Raw genomic sequence first — 1,839 nt, forward strand, 5'->3', positions numbered from 1 at the left:
GAGCAATGCTCAGGACTTGTGGATCGGTCTTCGGGACGGGACGCGAAGGGCGTACCTTCCCGAGTGATCTACAAGTCACCGAGTAGGCCCGCGTTCGCAGCGCGGGTCGGGAAGGCACGCCCTTGCTCAGCGTAGTGAATGCCGATGGTTCGACCGAGTCCGGCTCCCTGATCGACGAGATCGTCCGTGAGGGCGCCCGGCGGATGCTCGCCGCCGCGCTGGAGGCCGAAGTCAACCAGTACATAGCCGAGTTGGCCGCCGAGACGGACGAGGCCGGGCGGCGCCTGGTGGTCCGCAACGGCCACCACCGGCCCCGGACCGTGACCACCGCCGCAGGTCCGGTCGAGGTCATGGCCCCGCGGGTGAACGACAAGCGGGTGGACGCGGCCACCGGCGAGCGGATGCGGTTCTCCTCGAAGATCCTCCCGCCCTGGTGCCGCAAATCTCCCAAGGTCAGCGAGGTGCTGCCGCTGCTCTACCTGCACGGACTGTCCTCGGGAGACTTCGTTCCCGCGCTGGAGCAGTTCCTCGGCAGCTCTGCCGGGCTGTCGCCGGCCACCGTGACCCGGCTGACGAAGCAGTGGAGCGACGACCACGGGGCATTCCAGCAGCGCGACCTTGCCGAGTCCGACTACGTGTACGTGTGGGCGGACGGGGTGCACCCCAAGGTCCGGCTCGGCCAGGCGCACTCCTGCGTCCTGGTGCTGATGGGCGTGCGCCTGGACGGCACCAAGGAACTGATCGCGCTGGCCGAGGGGCTGCGCGAGTCGACCGAGTCGTGGGCCGATCTGCTGCGTGACTGCCGCCGCCGGGGCATGCGCGATCCCGAGCTGGTCGTCGGCGACGGGGCGATGGGCCTGTGGAAGGCGCTGGCGGAGGTGTTCCCGGCTGCCCGCCACCAGCGGTGCTGGGTCCACAAGGCCCGCAATGTCACGAACGCCCTGCCGAAGTCCGCACAGCCGGGCGCGACGAAGGCGATGCAGGAGATCTACAACGCCGAGGACCGCGCGCACGCCGAGAAGGCGATCGAGGCGTTCGCCAAGACCTACGGCGCCAAGTTCCCCAAGGCCGTCGCGAAGATCACCGAGGACCGGGAGGAACTGCTGGCGTTCTACGACTTCCCGGCCGAGCACTGGATCCACCTGCGGACCACGAACCCGATCGAGTCGACCTTCTCCACCGTGAAGCTTCGGACCAAGGTCACCCGCGGCGCCGGCAGCCCCGCCGCGGCCCTCGCGATGGTCTTCAAACTCGTTGAGTCCGCCCAGGCCCGCTGGCGAGCGGTCACCGCACCCCACCTCGTCGCCCTCGTCCGAGCCGACGCCCGCTTCGAAAACGGTGTCCTCGTCGAGCGGGAGCAGGCCACGGCGGCCTGACAGCCCCTGTCACTTGTCGCGCCGCAAAAGAGAGAAAGGGACCAGCCCATGTCCGAACCCACTGCCCCGCCCACCGAGTTCATCCGCTCCTACGAGCAGGCCAGCAACAGCCACGACATCACCCAGCTCGTCCCGCTGATCGCTCCCGATGCCGTCTACTGGTTCTCCGACGGATCGCATCGCGGCCGCGAAGCCGTCCTCGCCGCCATCGCCAAGACCTTCGCCACCATCCGCGACGAGATCTACCAGATCGACGACCTGGAGTGGATCGCCCACAGCGATGACCACGCGGTATGCCGCTACCGGTTCACCTGGACCGGAACCATCGACGGCCAGCCGCGGTCAGGAAGCGGCCGCGGCACCAACGTGCTCATCAACAACGCCGGAACCTGGCAGATGCTCCACGAACACCTCAGCGCATAACCAGGCGGCAGCACCGATCCACAGGAATTGACAATTGCTC

General features: G+C 68.1%; 2 protein-coding genes. Both read left to right on the plus strand.

Annotated features, from left to right (window positions below; translation table 11 throughout):
- Positions 1 to 122 precede the first annotated feature (122 nt).
- Positions 123 to 1,376, plus strand: coding sequence for an IS256 family transposase (locus AC27LF_RS45335; protein WP_479662435.1), 1,254 nt, complete (start codon positions 123 to 125; stop codon positions 1,374 to 1,376).
- A gap of 48 nt (positions 1,377 to 1,424) precedes the next feature.
- Positions 1,425 to 1,799, plus strand: coding sequence for a YybH family protein (locus AC27LF_RS45340; RefSeq protein ID WP_351962253.1), 375 nt, complete (start codon positions 1,425 to 1,427; stop codon positions 1,797 to 1,799).
- Positions 1,800 to 1,839: the final 40 nt, after the last annotated feature.

The sequence above is a fragment of the Streptomyces diversicolor genome (assembly GCF_057537855.1).

Coding starts and splice junctions, on each gene's coding strand:
- AC27LF_RS45340 (WP_351962253.1), top strand. CDS start 1,425: ATGTCCGAACCCACTGCCCCGCCCACCGAGTTCATCCGCTCCTACGAG.